This window comes from Pseudoalteromonas sp. SA25 (genome assembly GCF_011378705.1).
Classification (GTDB): Bacteria; Pseudomonadota; Gammaproteobacteria; order Enterobacterales; family Alteromonadaceae; genus Pseudoalteromonas; species Pseudoalteromonas arctica.
On sequence record NZ_WTKV01000032.1, the window covers coordinates 26,757 to 42,968 of the forward strand.

The 16,212-nt window shown below is 39.5% G+C and carries 14 protein-coding genes; 3 read left to right on the plus strand and 11 right to left on the minus strand.

Annotated features, from left to right (window positions below):
• Nucleotides 1-2 precede the first annotated feature (2 nt).
• The 10 genes from msrB to GQR45_RS19785 all read right to left on the minus strand — a co-directional run bounded on the left by msrB (nucleotide 3) and on the right by GQR45_RS19785 (nucleotide 11,898).
• Nucleotides 3-443, minus strand: a complete 441-nt coding sequence (msrB, locus tag GQR45_RS19740; RefSeq protein ID WP_165726827.1) for a peptide-methionine (R)-S-oxide reductase MsrB — start codon at nucleotides 441-443, stop codon at nucleotides 3-5.
• A 147-nt stretch (nucleotides 444-590) separates the two neighbouring features.
• Nucleotides 591-1,031: a hypothetical protein gene (locus GQR45_RS19745; protein WP_165726828.1), complete on the minus strand. Its 441-nt coding sequence runs from the start codon at nucleotides 1,029-1,031 to the stop codon at nucleotides 591-593.
• Nucleotides 1,032-1,033: 2 nt separating this feature from the next.
• Nucleotides 1,034-1,552, minus strand: coding sequence for a DUF2919 domain-containing protein (locus tag GQR45_RS19750; protein WP_007584017.1), 519 nt, complete (start codon nucleotides 1,550-1,552; stop codon nucleotides 1,034-1,036).
• A 10-nt stretch (nucleotides 1,553-1,562) separates the two neighbouring features.
• Nucleotides 1,563-3,581, minus strand: coding sequence for an NAD-dependent DNA ligase LigA (gene ligA, locus GQR45_RS19755; RefSeq protein WP_165726829.1), 2,019 nt, complete (start codon nucleotides 3,579-3,581; stop codon nucleotides 1,563-1,565).
• A gap of 80 nt (nucleotides 3,582-3,661) precedes the next feature.
• The gene (gene zipA, locus GQR45_RS19760) at nucleotides 3,662-4,429 is read right to left on the minus strand and encodes a cell division protein ZipA (protein WP_007584012.1); all 768 of its coding nucleotides are present in this window, start codon (nucleotides 4,427-4,429) and stop codon (nucleotides 3,662-3,664) included.
• Between the two features lie 74 nt (nucleotides 4,430-4,503).
• Nucleotides 4,504-7,905, minus strand: a complete 3,402-nt coding sequence (locus tag GQR45_RS19765) for an AAA family ATPase (RefSeq protein ID WP_165726830.1) — start codon at nucleotides 7,903-7,905, stop codon at nucleotides 4,504-4,506.
• 68 nt (nucleotides 7,906-7,973) lie between these two features.
• Nucleotides 7,974-8,705, minus strand: a complete 732-nt coding sequence (locus tag GQR45_RS19770; protein WP_165726831.1) for an RNA methyltransferase — start codon at nucleotides 8,703-8,705, stop codon at nucleotides 7,974-7,976.
• A gap of 76 nt (nucleotides 8,706-8,781) precedes the next feature.
• Nucleotides 8,782-10,818, minus strand: a complete 2,037-nt coding sequence (locus GQR45_RS19775; RefSeq protein WP_165726832.1) for an FUSC family protein — start codon at nucleotides 10,816-10,818, stop codon at nucleotides 8,782-8,784.
• A gap of 10 nt (nucleotides 10,819-10,828) precedes the next feature.
• Nucleotides 10,829-11,689, minus strand: a complete 861-nt coding sequence (locus GQR45_RS19780; RefSeq protein WP_165726833.1) for an HlyD family secretion protein — start codon at nucleotides 11,687-11,689, stop codon at nucleotides 10,829-10,831.
• A gap of 5 nt (nucleotides 11,690-11,694) precedes the next feature.
• Nucleotides 11,695-11,898, minus strand: coding sequence for a DUF1656 domain-containing protein (locus GQR45_RS19785; protein ID WP_008171772.1), 204 nt, complete (start codon nucleotides 11,896-11,898; stop codon nucleotides 11,695-11,697).
• 394 nt (nucleotides 11,899-12,292) lie between these two features.
• Here GQR45_RS19785 and GQR45_RS19790 point away from each other — a divergent pair, with 394 nt between their 5' ends.
• Genes GQR45_RS19790 through GQR45_RS19800 form a run of 3 tightly spaced genes read left to right on the plus strand, consistent with a single transcriptional unit; the run spans nucleotide 12,293 to nucleotide 14,819 of the window.
• Nucleotides 12,293-13,402 carry a YjgN family protein gene (locus GQR45_RS19790; RefSeq protein ID WP_165726834.1) on the plus strand — a complete coding sequence of 370 codons (1,110 nt, stop codon included), beginning with the start codon at nucleotides 12,293-12,295 and terminating at the stop codon, nucleotides 13,400-13,402.
• A 9-nt stretch (nucleotides 13,403-13,411) separates the two neighbouring features.
• The gene (locus GQR45_RS19795; protein WP_165726835.1) at nucleotides 13,412-14,434 is read left to right on the plus strand and encodes a M48 family metallopeptidase; all 1,023 of its coding nucleotides are present in this window, start codon (nucleotides 13,412-13,414) and stop codon (nucleotides 14,432-14,434) included.
• A complete protein-coding gene (locus GQR45_RS19800; RefSeq protein ID WP_165726836.1) occupies nucleotides 14,421-14,819 on the plus strand; it encodes a DoxX-like family protein in 399 nt (132 codons plus the stop codon). The genes GQR45_RS19795 and GQR45_RS19800 overlap by 14 nt, the downstream gene beginning before the upstream one ends.
• Before the next feature lie 34 nt (nucleotides 14,820-14,853).
• On the opposite strand, the gene GQR45_RS19805 is transcribed toward GQR45_RS19800, so the two are convergent.
• Entirely contained in the window at nucleotides 14,854-16,119 is a 1,266-nt protein-coding gene (locus GQR45_RS19805) for an IS4 family transposase (RefSeq protein WP_165726837.1), read from the minus strand.
• Between the last annotated feature and the right edge of the window lie 93 nt (nucleotides 16,120-16,212).

Consider the following 16,212-nt stretch of genomic DNA (forward strand, 5'->3'; position numbering starts at 1 on the left):
TATTAGAGCCTTTTCATTGATGCGGCATTAACGCAATAACGTAAACCCGTTGGTAATGGACCATCTGGAAAAATATGACCTAAGTGCGAATCGCACACGTTACAAACCACCTCTATGCGCTCCATACCATGACTTGTATCGCTTACATAGCCAATCGCTTCAATTGTCGCAGGTTGCGTAAATGACGGCCAACCAGTACCACTATCAAACTTCTCATCAGCATCAAACAATAGATTATCACAGCAAATACACACATACTTTCCAGGTTCGAGTAATGTACAACTACCCGAGCTACCTGGGCGCTCTGTTCCCTTTTTACGTGTTACGTAATATTCATCTTCTGATAGTTGCATCCGCCACTGCTCGTCAGTTTTGACTACTTTTTTACTTGGGGTAGGATTGCCATTGGTGGCAAAGTTAATAACATCATTCCACTTCAACATAATAGCCTCATTGAATAGTTGATTAGCTATACTTTATAAAGTCATAAAAAGTACGGCTAATTGTTACGTTATTTAATACACTAAAGATCAGCTAAGGAGTGTTGACCGTTTAAGACTAAAACTCGTTCAATCTTAAAGGTAATTTTCTTAGCTAAAGGTAATGGTTTGCTTTTCTGAATCGCTAAGTATTCGTTTAATAAAACTATCTAGCTCTGCTTTTTTTACAGGTAAACTAACACTCATTTGGCGCTCGTTATTACTGTAAATTATTAGCTCATCATCCTTTGTCGTTATACGTTCAATACTCTCAATAACTAACCAATCTGGACCGTGCTTTTTATCAAAAAATCCCATCAAACTAAAAAGTAATAAGTGTTGGGCGTCTCGCTGAATAAAATCCTCTAACCTGTTTCTTGATTTAAATAAAGTCGTTAACCTATAAACGCTTGAGCAAAAAACAAATACCCATAACCCAAATAACACTTTAAACCACATAAACTCTAAAAGCTCAGTGCTAATCATTAAAATAATAAGCACAAAGCCTATTATCGATATAGCTATCGCTATTTTTTTATTTACGGCGTCCACAACTAATCCCTTTTAAGTCGCTTTTTTTCTTCTGATGCCTTTTCTGTCGGCTCAGGCCAATCATTAAAGAAAACAGTTAAATAGCGGCTTTTCACCAAATACCATAATACCCATAAAACAATCATCATTTGTACTGCTAAAAATGATGAAAATCGATAATGGCTATGCGCTGCTTGAACACTTAACCATGTTAAATCAACAACTGCACATAAAATAAGAGGCCAGCGCATATGTCGCCATATTCTTGCTAACCTGTTGCTTGCACTGTGTGAATCTCGTGGTCTGCGTAAACAAAATAAAATAGTCGGTATTATTGCAATACTTCCAATCGTTATTGCGATAAAAAAATCATTTTTATTTTTAAAAAATAACGACATTAAATCTAGTTCAGGCCTGCGGCTTAAAGCCGCAATAACCCAAATAAAATAACTGCGTAATAGCACAAGCACACTTAAATGAAATGCAATAGGCGTACGGTAACTTCCGTACTTATCCCAGTATTCTGGCCCATATCGGCTCATTGTCATTTTCCTAACCGTTATGCTTTATAAGCAACTCAATTAATTCATCTTCAGTTAGTATGTCTATGCCTAGGTCTTGTGCTTTTGTTAGTTTTGAACCTGCTTTTTCACCCGCCACTAACGCATCTGTTTTAGCCGATACGCTACCAGACACCTTGGCACCAAGTTGTTGTAATCGTGCTTTTGCATCATTGCGATTAAGTGTATTAAGCGTACCTGTAAGTACATATGTAAGCCCAGCGAGCGGCTGTTCTTCCTCAGAAGGTGCGCTCAACGCTGGCCAGTTTACACCTTGATCTATCAGCGCATTAACAACTGCTAAATTATGCTCTTCATCAAAAAAGCCACGAACATGAGCAGCGACTATTTCGCCTACATCACTTACTTGCGTTAAACTATCAATGCTGGCATTTATTACATTTTCAAGGGTTAGAAAGTGATTAGCTAAATTTTGTGCTGTCGCCTCCCCGGCTTCTCGAATACCTAATGAATATAAAAACTTAGCAAGCGTAGTGCCTTTAGCCTCTTCAAGTGCTGTTACTAAGTTTTTAGCTGACTTAGGTCCCATACGTTCAAGTGACTCAAAATGCCCCTGTTTTAAAATAAACAAATCAGCAGGCGTTTTTATAAGTTCTCTATCGACTAACTGATCAACAATCTTATCACCAAGACCATCTATATCCAGCGCTTTGCGCGAAGCAAAGTGCTTAATAGCTTGCTTACGCTGTGCAGGACATACAAGTCCACCCGTACAACGGGCTACAGCTTCGCCTTCAACCTTTTCAACATGAGAATCACAGATTGGGCAAGTCGTCGGGAATTCGATATCTCTGGCATCATCAGGTCTGCGCTCAAGTACAACTTGAGTTATTTGTGGGATTACGTCTCCAGCACGGCGAATAATAACTGTATCGCCTACTTTTACGCCTAAACGTGCAACTTCATCACTGTTATGAAGCGTTGCATTTGATACGGTAACGCCACCCACAAACACAGGCTTTAAACGTGCAACAGGTGTAATGGCGCCAGTACGACCGACTTGAAAATCAACATCAAGTAGTTGGGTTATTTCCTCTTGCGCCGGAAACTTATACGCAATAGCCCAACGAGGAGCACGTGCCACAAAGCCTAAACGCTCTTGTAAGGTCTTTTTATTTATTTTTATTACTACGCCATCAATTTCATATTTAAGCTCACCACGACGCGTTAAAATATCGCTGTAATACTCAAGCGCGGCTTTTGGACCTTCAACTAATTTTGTTTCTGGGCACAAAGGTAGCCCCCAATCAGTCAGCTTTTCTAATTGCTGATAGTGCTCCTCAGGAATGCTGCCATCAGCAACAAGCCCGGTGCTGTACGCATAAAACATGAGTGGGCGTTTAGCGGTAATTTTAGAGTCGAGTTGACGCAAACTCCCCGCGGCTGCATTACGCGGGTTAACAAATACTTTTTCACCGCGTTTTTGCGCTTCAGTATTCAATTTCTCAAAGCCAGCGCTGTCCATAAATACTTCGCCGCGAACTTCAAGCTCTTTTGGGTAATCACCACGTAGCTTGAGCGGTACATTACGAATGGTTTTAACATTTTGAGTAATGTTTTCACCGGTAAAACCATCACCTCGAGTAGCCGCTTGTACAAGCACACCATCGCGATAAATAATTGATACAGCTAAACCATCAAGTTTTGGTTCACAACAAAAAGTAAGCTCATCAGTACTCATTAAACGCTCTTTTATACGGCGATTAAACGCAGTGAATTCTTCTTCACTAAAGGCGTTATCAAGTGAGAGCATGGGTACTTGGTGCGCTACTTGTTCAAATTTACTAAGTGCTGCACCGCCTACTTTTTGTGTAGGTGAGTCGGCGGTTAAAAATTCAGGATGCTCGGTTTCAAGTGCGCTTAGTTCGCGTAATAACCTATCGTATTCAGAATCAGGAATACTGGGGGTGTCGAGCACATAATAATTATAATTGTGTTGCTCTAATGTAGTACGAAGATGATTAACTTGCTCACTAATGCTGCTAGACATTTAAACCTCAATAAACATAAAAAAAGCCACTTTGACGATTCACCGTCCAGTGGCTTATAAAAATATAATGTATGCGTTATTTACGCTGAAAAAGAACGAACCTGCTCAACATATTGTCTTACGCGATCTACTGTCATTTCATTTCGCTCAGCATCTAAAATTTGCGCACCAAATTCATCCGCTAACTTTTTAGCTGCGCTGTGCAACATATTAAATGCAGCTAGACCATCGCCGTCGCACGGTAACGTCATAAATAAGCTTACCCCTGCGGTACTAAACTGTTCCATATTATCAATATCAAACGTACCTGGGTTGTACATATTTACTAATCTAAATAAAACAGGGCCTTGACCAGCCGGATCTAAGTGGCGATTAAAAAAGCCTTCCTCAGAATATTTAAAACCTAAAGTGTTAACTGCTGGCAATAATTTACTGCCCTGCATACTAAGCTCTTCCGGCATTTGAATATGTACAATAACAAAGTCAGACATTTGGGCAGGTGCTTCTTCCGCGCTTTGCTCTTTTGCTTCTAGGTCATCAACTATTTCTAGGTCATCTTCAATCGGCACTTCTGGCACGCTTGTATCTATTTGCGGCTCATTTGCATCAAAGTTAAGCTCGCCAAACTGTGGCTCATCACGTTCGTTTTGCATTGGCTCTTTTGGTTCAGCCTCAGTTCGGAACGGTTTAGATGAAGCTGATGCGCTTTCTTGTAATGGTTCAACCCGCTCGTTATCAGATACTTCTGGGCGGTCTTTTTTTCTCACAGACCACAATCCATGTATTAATAAACCACCAATGACAACTACACTGATAATGATTAAAACCCATCTTAATTGTTCGGCCATCCCCTCACCTTTTATTATTTGATATGCCTAAAACCTGTATATTAATTAAAAAATAATACACTTGTTATAAAAATTTATGCATGTGCAAGTTGCACAGCCTGCTCTATATCTACAGCAACCATACGCGATACGCCAGGTTCTGCCATAGTAACACCTGTTAATCTACCAGCCATTTCCATCGCAATTTTATTATGACTAATATAAATAAACTGCACTGATTGTGACATTTCTTCAACCAAACGGCAAAAACGCACAACGTTGGCATCATCTAATGGTGCATCTACTTCGTCCAGCATACAGAAAGGAGCTGGATTGAGCCTGAATATAGAAAACACTAATGATAATGCGGTCAGCGCTTTTTCTCCACCACTTAACAAATGAATTGTTGAATTTTTCTTACCCGGTGGTCGTGCCATTATACTAACACCACTTTCGAGTAAATCGTCACTGGTTAATTCTAAATACGCACTACCACCACCAAAAACTTTAGGAAATAGCTCTGCAAAGTCTTCGTTAACTTGATCGAACGTCGCTTTAAAGCGTGTTTTGGTCTCACTATCAATTTTACGAATTGCACCTTCAAGGGTACTTAACGCTTTTGTTAAATCATCTAATTGACTATCAAGATAATCACTACGAGCTTTAGCTAAATCAAACTCTTCTATTGCCGCTAAGTTTACTGCACCTAATTTATCTAACTGATTAGTAAATCCGGTTAACTGATTTTGCGCTGCACTTAAATTCAATGAATCAGGTAATTCATCAAGTATTGCTTTTAAGCTTTGCTTTAGCTCTTCTAATGGTTCGAGCGCAACTTGCGCTTTTATTAGTAAGCTTTGCTCTTCAATTGTTAGCTTTTGATGCTGCTCTTGCAAGCCCACCAGCTCACCTTGTGAGTTTTTAAGACTTGCTTGCTTGGTGTTTAAACTTTCTTTAGCGTGAGATAATTCTTTTTGTAGCACTACTAGTGCCTGCTCGCCTTTTTGATGCTGCGCTAAAAACTGCGTTATTTTATCGCTAAGCTCTTGCTCTGGGATCAGCAGCTCTTCTATTTCATTGAGTAGTTCTTGCGCACCTTCAGATGCACTAACGTGCTCCTGCTCTGCATGGCTCAATTTGGTTTGGCTTAACTGCCATTCACTGCGTGCCTTTTGCTCTGAGAGCGTTGCCTTATGCGCTTGCGTTTTATATTGCTCAAGCATGCTTAATGCTTCGCTATAACTTTTATCACTTTGTGAGCGCAGGCTATTTGCAGCGTCTACCTCATCCGCTAAGTTAAGTTGCTGCTCATTTAACACTTCAAATTGCTCTGTTTGCTCATCAAGCACGTTATTTAATTGCAAAAGCGCAGTGGTTAATTGCTGTTTTTGTTGCTGTAGCTTTTCTAGTTGAAGCTTAAAGTGCGCTACTTGCTGTTTGAGCATATCGCTGCGTGTACCGGCTACTGCTATATTTTGCGCAAGCTCATGTATGGCTTCTTTTAGCTCGCTTTGCTCGTTAATTAACTTTACTTGCTCGGCTGTATGTTCATCACGAGTGTGTGTTACTTGTTTTAGCTCATCCTCGGCATCAATTAACTGCTGAGCTTTATCCTGCAATTGCTTATGTTTTAAAAGTAATGAGTTTTCGGCATTTCGATCGGCACTTACATGCCAGTTACGACCATATAAAGCACCGTTTTTATCCATAACGGCTGTATAATAAGCATCTTTTAACAGCGTTAGATCACCGCTCTCGCTATAAGCAATGCGCGTTAAATGATCTGGGTACACGCCGCTTGTTATGAATGCCGCTAAGCTATTTTCAGCAATGTGCTTACCACTAATTGGCCACACACTATTATCAGCTTGCTGCTCACTTACATTTAAGTGCTCTAGTGATTTAAGTGCTTGCTCTATTAAGGGCTCAAAGCCTTCTTTAACACTTAGCTGATTAAACAAACCATTAGTACTTTCACTTTCTTCATCAAGCCCTAATGTACTTTTAAGCCCTGTTATACTGGCTTTTAACTCATTTATTGTTTGAGTAAGCGTCGAATATTGCTTTTGTGAGTTATTAACACGCTCATTTTGCACTTCAAGCTGAGCACTGCACTGCGTGTGCGCTGTTTGTTTAGCGGCAAGTTCTTGGGTTAATGTTTGTGTTTGCTGTGTTTGCTGCGTTAATTGTTGTTCTACATCGCTACTTTGTAAGTCAGTAAGCTGCGCATTTAACTGATCAATTTGCTCGTTAACGTGGCTTATTTGCTGCTGAGTTTGTTTAATGTGACTGCTATGCAGTTGCGCATTATTATTAAGTTGCTGCTGTTGCTCACACAAAGTTTGCCAGTGTGTATTGTGGCGCTGCTTCAGCGCTAATAATTCCTCAAGCTCATGCGTTAACTTCCTAACTTGCTCTTCGCACATTAACGCGTTTTCACTTGCCTCTTGCAGGGTTTCATTTAGTTGCTCGCACACAATTTGCTGCTGCGTTTTAACTTCAGTGCTATGGGTTTGGCGTTGCTGTAATTTAATTAAATTTTGTTTAAGCGTTTGAGTTTGTTGCTTTACATTTATTTGCTGTTGCTCAGCGCGGGTAAGCTCGGTGTGTATTACATGTTGCTGATGCTGTGCATCGCTTAGTTTATCTTGCTGAGCTTGTACTTGCCCTTCTAAGCTTGCAAGTACATCGTCATGCCCTGAGTTAGCGGTTTTAAAAAAAGAAATTTGATCATTCAGTTTTTTAATTAGAGTACTTTTTTCAAGTTGCTGCTGATGTAACTTTTGCCATTTTAAAACCGCTATTTGCCCTTTTAGCGTTCGCTCTTGCGCTTTTAACTCTCGGTATTTTTTTGCATCAACCGACTGCACAGCCAATTTATCTAACTGGCTTTGCAGCTCTTTACGCACATCTAACAAACGTTCAAGGTTTTCGCGGGTGCTTTTAATGCGTGTTTGTGTTTCGCGGCGGCGCTCTTTGTATTTAGAAACACCAGCGGCTTCTTCTAAAAATACACGTAATTCTTGTGGTTTACTTTCTATTAAGCGCGAGATCATCCCTTGCTCAATAATCGCGTAACTACGCGGACCAAGACCTGTACCTAAAAATATATCGGTAATATCACGCTTACGGCATTTACTGCCATTTAAAAAGTACAGCGATAGCCCGTCGCGCGTTACTAAGCGTTTAATTGCAATTTGGTTTCGATCAGCAAATGTATTTGAAGGACTACCTTTATCGTTATCAAAAACAAGCTCTACAGAAGCTTGTGATATGGCTTTACGATTAGTTGAGCCATTAAAAATAACGTCGGTCATGGCATCGCCACGCAGGTTTTTAGCAGAGCTTTCACCTAGCACCCATCGTACTGCATCAATAACGTTAGATTTGCCACAGCCATTAGGGCCTACAACACACGTCATTTGATCAGGAAATGGAATTTTAGTGGGCTCTACAAACGATTTAAAGCCCGCTAATTTAATAGTGCTTAAGCGCATCTTATTGTTATTACCAATTTATTATTGTTATTTGTCATAAACAATTTAACCCATAATTTACTAATAGATTAAGCTTGTCGTTTAAAGTTATCTAAAATAATACCGGTCGCCATTGCAACATTAAGTGACTCTGCTCCACCAAAAGCGGGAATGGTGATTTTATTGGTCACTAACTTTGCACATGTCTCGCGTATACCATGCGACTCACTGCCCATTAGCAAAACGCCTGAGCCCGTAAATTGGGTTTTATGTACACTTTGTCCATCTAAAAAAGCACCGTAAACAGGTAAATTTAAAGACTGTAAGTAATCAGGTAAATCTACTTGGCTTACCGATACCCTTACAAATGAGCCCATTGTGGCGCTAATTGTTTTAGGGTTGTAAGCGTCTGCGCTGTCGGTGCTAGTTACTATATGTTTAATACCGTACCAATCAGCTACTCTAATTATTGTGCCTAAGTTACCAGGGTCTGATACGCCATCAAGCGCGAGTATTAAGCCATTTGCTTGTGGTAAAGCTGCCTTTGGCATATTAACAATAGCAATGGCTGCATTATTGCTAACTAGCGTGCTCGCTTTAGTGAGGGTCTCTTCATCCGCTTCAATAAAATTAGCGTCCTGATACTCACCTTGGTACGCATTTATAAATTCGTTTGTAGCAAAAATATTAACCGCATTTAATGGGCTGTTTAATAACTCAAGTACGTTTTTTTCACCCTGTACAAGGTATTGATTATATTGCTTTCGGTACTTTTTTTGGCCAAGTTGGCGAATAAGTTTGAGTTGGTTTTTTGAAATCATAACAGCCCCATAAAATTATCCAGCAAGTATAACAGATTTCGTTATAACATCTGAACTCGAAAAGCAGCGAATAGGGCTAATTTATCTTACTCGCACTTCTTTCAAAGGTCAGATTAATGCGAATAAACATCCCTTTTATTGCCTCTAATTGGTTTGAATCACCAACAGATGCGGCTAATTCATTATAAAGATTATCAGACGCTTGCTTAAAGTTTTCATCAAACTTACCTTTGGTAGCCAGCATAAATGCATCAGCCAACGTGCGTTGCCACTCATTTAAGTATTTTAGCTTTGTGTCACCAGCAAGGTTTTCGCAAATTGAGTTTAATCGCACTGAAGCATGCCCTAAGTTTAGACCGGTTAGTGCAAGGTCAGTAATAGCGCGTGAGTGTGAGCCCTGATCGTAATTAGTTAAGCGTATTAACCTATCTGCCATGCGGCGGTTGTACCAAATACTCGGAGTTTGATGGGTATTTATTTCGAGTAAATCTTTATAGGTAGCCTTAAAAACACGATGAACAAGTAACTGAACACTTGGTCCTGTAAATAACTGAAAAATCCAAAATAAAATACTCACGCCAGCAAAAATAGCGATTGCAGAGCTGAGTGTATAATCAATTGAAAATGCTAGGCTCATATCCATGCTGGGTCTAACCAAAATAGTAAATGGAATACAAAACCCTAAGCCGTATGGCAGCGTTTGTTGATCAGCGAGTAACAGCAAACCTAAAAAATACGGACCAGCTAATACAAGCAATAATATTTCTAATTGCCCTCCACTTTGCGACAGTAAATTTAACGCATAAAAAATAGTTACAAAAGTAGCAACAATTATACCTGCCAATAAACGTTTAATTACAACCTGTAAAATAGCCAAGGGTATTCGCGCCAGCATTATCGAAAATATGACCGGTAATATCATAATTAATAATGCAGCTGAAGAACCTGTATTAATCCAAATAAATGCGCCGATAGAAAACACCAAAGCAGTTCTAAATCCAACTATAATGCCAGCTAATGGGTCACGATATGTAAGCATACTGGGTGCATTTAATAATGTTTTATCGCGTTGTTCTAAAGCTCTGTATGCGCGTAGTAAAATTGTTAAGTCGGCTGCCACTTCTAAGCTCACATTGAGCATGTGAGATTCAAATGGCGAATCACACACCGTATTTGCTCTATAGTCGGTTAGCTCTTTACGCAGCGTTTTAACTTGTTCGGCGCAGTAATCAAAATCGTCAGATTCTTTAATTTGCGCGAATACGTGTTTAAGTTTACTTATTAATTTGTCTAATGTGGGAGTAATAAGGTCTGCGTGGTTTCGTTGCAGGCGACCAATTATTTGAATTGAAGCCAGTAAAGAAAGTACTTTTTGCGACAATTGATTTGCAGCACGTGAGCGCCCTGGACCTTTTGGCCCTTCGTACCTTACTGCGCTAGAGTCTTCGTTTATTGATCCTAATGTTGCCATAATGCCATCTATTTGCTGATGGCGATTTTCGTGCGAGCCTTTAGAATCAAGCTCAGTTACTAAATAATCTAACGTTTGGTTTATAACCGACCGCGCTTGTACTTGCAGTAAGTGTTTAACTTTTACAGGCCAAAACAAATGGCTCACAAGGCCTGCACATATTGAGCCTATTACTATTTCACTCACGCGCGCTTGTGCAATATCAAATATGCTTTGGCTGCTCACCATTGCCGGAGTAACCATGACTAAAAGTACAATAATAGCGGCTGTTACACCTGCCATAGCAAACGCATAAACAAAGTTTGCTTGGCGTACCATTGCCGATAACGCAGAGTTTACTCCCAACCATAATGCAAGTGCACCGAGCGCTAAATAAGGGTAAAGAATTAGCTGAGTTAAAAGCAATATGCCAAATAAACCACCCACTATGGTGCCTATTATTTGGCAAATTGCTTTTTCAATAACTAATCCGCTTTGCGGGCGTAATTGCAAAAATATAGCCGAGACTAACGCCCAATAAGGTCTTTCAAGATTAAGCCACATAGCAATAGTAAGCGCCATTACCATGGCTATAACGCCCTTAGTCGCAAAAATAATTGCCTGTTTTTTAGGAAAAAACAAATTTTGTAATACAACGCCCACTGTCTTCCCCTTAACGTGTAGCGAGATGTATTGTGGCGGTCATTCCTGCGCTTAACTGTGTATCTTCGGGCAATGAATCTAACTTAATATCAACAGGAATACGTTGCGATAAACGTACCCAATTAAATGTTTGTTGCACTTGCGGTAAAAGTTGTCCGTTACTTTGTGTATTCGTATTTGCAATTGCTTTACCTACACTCACTACATGCCCTGTTAATTGCTTACCACCACTTAAAAGCGCTATTTTAGCTTTTTGATCAGGATAAATAAGCGGTATTTTACTCTCTTCAAAGTAACCCGTTACGTAAAACGAATCTAACCGCACGATAGCAAACACAGGGGTGCCTTGAGCTACATAGTTACCTTGGCGTAAATTCAGATTAATTATTTGCCCCGATGCAGGTGCAACTATTTGCGTTCTATCAACATTTAATTGCGCAATTGTTTGCTCTGTTTTAGCTAAGTTATAATTTGCTTCGGCAATTTTGGTGTTGATACGTGTTGATTCTAGTGTTTCTTCACTTATTGCTTGTTGGGTACTTAGCTCAACACGCCTTTCGTATTTATGTTTAGCAAGTTCCCATGTATATAGCGCATTTTCTGTATTGGCTTTACTTTTATCAAGCGCTGCTTGGTAACGCTTTTGATCAACATTAAAAAGAACTTCGCCTTTTTGTACGTTTTGACCATCTTTAATATTTAAAGTTGTGACCCAACCCGAAACGTCTGGAGCAACTGTAACTATGTCTGCTCGAATGCGACCGTCGCGCGTCCAAGGAGTATGCATGTAGTCAGTCCATACCCAACGCCCAGCAAAAACCGCAGCTATAACAACCAAGATAGTAAAAGTAATACGCAGATATTTAATCATTCAATTTATCTTCCACTTAGTAAATAGACGGCCAGTGCCAAGTAACAAACAAATAGTGACACTTCAAACCAAGCCACTTTCCAAATACGGTCATGCCAATCTAGTCGATGCAAAGCAAAACGAGTCAGCGCTGTTAAAATAAACGCAATTGGGAAGTAAACAATCAGCGGGCTAAACTCTAATCCCCCTAACACGACTGCTTGAAACATAATAAATATCCTAATGTTATTTAAAGCGGTGATAAAAGCTGTAAAACCTAAATAAATTTACATCCTCACTACTCTTACAATCTATTATTTTGGCATATAAATCAATTAGCTTAATTGTACGTAGGTGTGCTTAATACATAATTAATGCCATTACATTTAAGCAGCATTAACTATGTATAGTAGCTAAATCGCATATTAAAAAGCTAAAGTTCCCAGTTACCAGCCAAATAAATAAAACCAGCGAGGTTTATTTATAAAAAAGTATTAGAGTATTTAACTCAATACTTAAAACGCCTATTTATAGCTGTTTACAGAAGGGTGAGATAATTATAAACATTGAATTTTGCACTAAAAATGGGTAAATTAACAAAAAAACAACATGGATATAATTTTAATGGAATCAATACACCCTACCCCATCTGAAACAACCCCACCAATAAATGAGCCTGCTGAACCAATTTTTAGCGGAAAAGTGCAGTTTAGTGGTAAAGGCGGTGAGTTTTTTGGAATTTGGATTGTAAATATATTACTTAGCGTTATTACGCTTGGCATATACTCAGCGTGGGCTAAAGTACGTACGCATCGCTATTTTTACGGCCACACCCGCATAGATGGTCATAGTTTTGACTACTTAGCAACGCCAATACAAATTTTAAAAGGTCGGATTTTAGCGGTTATTGTATTTTTTATTTATACATTCTCTATTAGCTTTATGCCTATTTTAGGCCTATTTATTGCTCTTGGTTTTATCTTTTTAATGCCATGGATTATTAACCAAGGTTTACGTTTTAATCTGCGTATGACCCGCCATCGTAATGTTCGCTTTGCTTTTAAAGGCAGCTATGGCGAAGCCTTTGTTAACTTTATACTATTACCTATTGCCAGCATATTTACGCTTTATTTATTAATGCCTTACGTTATAAAACGTATTGACAGCTATATCCATAGCAATATTAGTTACGGTGACAAACCGCTTACTGTAAATCTAAAAGGCGAAACCTATTACTTAACAGCGCTTATTTGCTTTGTAGTGAGCTCTATCACCATGGTGGTATTTATGGGGATTTTAGGATTATTTGGCCTCAATTTATTAGATGTTGAAAATCAACAAAATTTAGAAAACTCTGCTGCTATGGTTATGCTTCCTATCTTTATGATGATTGCCTATGTGCTAATGATTGCCATTGTTTCTGCTGTATGGCACGCCGCTATTAGAAATCACATTTTTGATAACAGTCATTTTGAAGGCATTGCTACATTTAAATCAGAGCTAAAACCAATTCCTTTCGCTGTTTTACTACTCACTAACATGTTGGCTATTGTATTTTCTTTAGGGCTTGCATACCCATGGACAAAAGTACGTACATCAAAAATGCTCGCTGATGTAACTAACGTCACTATTTATCCTGGTGCATTAAACCTAATTGATACCGCGCAAGAACAGCAATCATCATTTGCTGAAGAAGCTGCAAACGTATTTGATATTGACCTTTCTCTAACTTAAGAGCTCACTATGCATGTAAAGGGACATTTTTTCCCCATCGCATCGAGTAACTATCAAATGTGTGTTGCCACTATTAGCGACACACACATTGAAGTTATTAACGATGAACACGTTATAGCTCGCCACGCAATCTCAAGTCTTAAATTAAGCTCGGGGATGGCAGGACTTGCCGACGAACTAAATTTTGAAGATGGCAGTCGTTTTATTCCTCAAGATGTAAGTTACAGATGGCCATTTAAAGAAAATAACCATCACATAATGGAGCGCCTTGAAAAAAGTAAATGGGCAATTTTAGCCGCAGTCATATTTACACCGCTTTTTATGTGGTTAGTACTTTATAAAGCGGTACCGGCCATTGCTGTTTACAGTGTTGATACCCTGCCACGTAATGTTGTGGAACAAATGGGGGAGCAAAGCTTTACACTAATTAAAAAGATTGCGCTTGACCCAAGTGAGCTGCCCGCAGAGCAGCAAACTAAAGTACAAGCACATTTTACAAGTATGCTTAATGCGTTATCGCTTGATCAATCGGTTTATAGATTATCATTTTATAAATCAGACAGCTTTGGTGCTAACGCGTTTGCACTACCCCATGGCCGTATCGTGGTCACAGATGATTTAGCAAATTTACTTGTCGATAAACCCAATGCACTAAAAGCGGTATTGCTACACGAAATGGGCCATGTAGTCCACCAGCATAGCGTACGTATTACAGCACAATCTGCCGCAAGTACAATTGTGTTAGCGGTTGTATTTGGTGATTTAGAAGGTGTTGCCGAAGTAGCGTTAGGTACCGGTGCATCGTTTGCTCAGCAAGGATTTTCACGTGATATGGAACGCGAGGCAGATACGTTTGCGCTGACTCAATTAGAGTCGCTTGGGTATTCGAGTAATGACTTTGCTGATGCAATAGAAGCTCTACAAGAAAGCCATACCAGCGAAAACGAGCACCTCGAAAAAGTAAATGACTTTTTGGAGTACTTATCTAGCCACCCAAGTGCACAAGAGCGTATTGACAATGCTAGGAAATAATCGCGGTTATATTCAACTTGCTCGCTACATAGTGAGTTTAAGTTGGATATATCATGGCTTTTTTCCAAAGCTTTATCATATTGCACCACTTGAAAAATTAATGACTGGCAGTGCTGATTTTTCAGCAGAAGTGTCTGACTTAATTACACGTTCGGCGGGTGTTGGCGAAATTATATTTGGATTGTGTTTATTTGTGTTTTATAAAAATAAACACTTAGTAATTTTAAATATTTTAGCGTTAATTGGCCTTCTACTCGCTGTAGTTGCAGTGCAGCCACAATTACTTATTGAAGCATTTAACCCTGTAACTACTAACCTGCCTCTTGTTGGGCTAAGCGTTATTTGGTTAAAGGAAATTAAGCTGCTGAATAATCGATACCTCTAAGTAAAAAAAGGGTATGCAAGCGCATTAATGCCGTTCACTTAAGGTGAACGGCTTTTTTATTTCTAGCGTACCGCTGTGGTCTTGGATTGACTGAACGAGGAAAACTTCGCCCCCTTCGTGGCTCTAGAATGAGGCTTTCTGCCATCGCATAAAAGTATTTTAATTGACGTGGTATGGCTCCAGGTGTTGAATAAGGTAATCCAACAAGCAACCTCATTATTTGAGCTAAACTACCATTGAAACTCAGTTGGTACGGTAAATAATCACCTTTTAATGTGTGGCACATTTTTACCATCTGATATCGCACCATATTATAAGTAAGCAACACTCCCCACAGCTCTTGCTTTACAAGCGCTGGTAAGCGACTTCTTAATGTTAATCGATTGCCCAGCATATATTGCTTTTGTTCCCGATAACCAAGCTCTATCTCCCAGCGGTGACTGTACAAATCGCCTATATCGGCTGACGGATATCGCATCGGATCTGTCATCGATGTCATCACACTGTATGATTTACCCTTTATTTTTCGAGTCACTAACCTCGCTATTAAGGTGTCAGGCAGCGTTGGCCACATCTTTCTTGCTCTTGGGTTGCTGCTAAGTTGGACTAATTTATCATTACGCCCTAATGTTTGAATAACCTCATATTGCACATTTTTTTTCAGGGGGATTAGCCAGTGGCGTTCACTGCCAGTCGTTTGCCATTTATGTAAAAGCCCTAAAGAATAGAAACCTTTGTCGAATAAAGTGAGACTGTTATCGGGGGTGGTTTCTATAAGCTTTTCAGCCAGCACCATTTCATTGACCTTGTAATCATCAAAAGCACTCCCCGTGATTATGTGGCTGCTTAGCTCCATTTGACACACCATTCTGACCTGTGGGTATTGTGTATTGGTCGGTTTTGTAAAGGCTTCATTGTTTTGGGGTGAGTCATCCGTACGCCAAACAACACCATCGACACCAAGCAAGGTAAGCCCATTCCAATGAGGATGATTAGCGCCATTATTCCAATGCCTTTGGGTGCATTCAAATAAGGCTTTCATGGCGGCTTCACCTAGGTTTTTACGACACTGAGTTAAAGCACTTGGCGCAACAAATGGCTTACCCTCGCGGTCAACAATGTCGAGCATATTAACGACATCGGCCATCGATTCTAGGGTTAGTTTTCTTTTTCGTAGTGTAACGGTTTCGGTCAGTGCATAGGCTTCTTCGATAAGAGATAAAGGGAGTAAATCTACGAGTGTTTCAACGTCATTAGGTTTGATGTTGTTAATAATATCGAGAGCATTAGAAAGTTGCATAAAAAAATCCGAATTCTACAAAAGAATTCGGATTCTTACATACCTAGAAGATCGTTCAAGTGCTATTAACTAATTCTTAAATGATCGGCATTA